Below are 650 nucleotides of genomic sequence, written 5' to 3'. Positions count from 1 at the left end.
CTCACCAAGAGATGCCCAAGGAGTGGTCGGTAACTGGGGTGAAGTCGTAACAAGGTAGCCGTAGGGGAACCTGCGGCTGGATCACCTCCTTTCTAAGGAGACCGGGCATCGGACTCGCGCCTTCGGGTGCAGTAGGCGATGCCAGTGGCACTTCGGTGCTGCATAGGTCGACCAGGTCAACGTTTCCGAATCACAATCTGTCGTAATACATGGGCTTGCTGTTTGGTTTTGAAGGACCGAGTGCAGGACGCGGCTCGGCTCTTTGAGAATGAAGGACGCTGTAAGGGTTTTCCGACGCGGTAGCCCCCTGGGCCTATAGCTCAGCTGGCTAGAGCGCGCGCCTGATAAGCGCGAGGTCGGTGGTTCAAGTCCACCTAGGCCCACCATACTTCCCTCCGCCAACGGGCGAGGGAGTGTGGGACGCGCAACCAGCATGGTGGTTTTCCGGGGCTGTAGCTCAGCTGGGAGAGCGCCAGCTTTGCAAGCTGGATGTCGTCGGTTCGATCCCGATCAGCTCCACAAGTTTCCCAGTCGTTTTGGGAAGCGTTCTTTGACAAGTGCATACGAAGGGTAAGTTCAATTTCTGCTGAGTAAGAAGTTCTCGCAGAAGACTGACTTGCCAGGTGCGATGAAGCCGTGAGGCTTTGACG

The 650-nt window shown here is 57.1% G+C and carries 2 tRNA genes and 1 rRNA gene; all 3 read left to right on the top strand.

The annotated features are described in order from the left end of the window. Nucleotides 1–92 (top strand): 16S ribosomal RNA (locus tag G4D85_RS48495); the annotation flags it as partial. A 217-nt stretch (nt 93–309) separates the two neighbouring features. Beyond that, a tRNA-Ile gene (locus tag G4D85_RS48490) sits at nt 310–386 on the top strand. Between the two features lie 60 nt (nt 387–446). Beyond that, nucleotides 447–519, top strand: a tRNA-Ala gene (locus G4D85_RS48485). Nucleotides 520–650 lie beyond the last annotated feature (131 nt).

Origin of the sequence: Pyxidicoccus trucidator, assembly GCF_010894435.1 — a bacterium.
GTDB lineage: Bacteria > Myxococcota > Myxococcia > Myxococcales > Myxococcaceae > Myxococcus > Myxococcus trucidator.
This window is presented reverse-complemented; position numbering and strand designations above follow the sequence as displayed.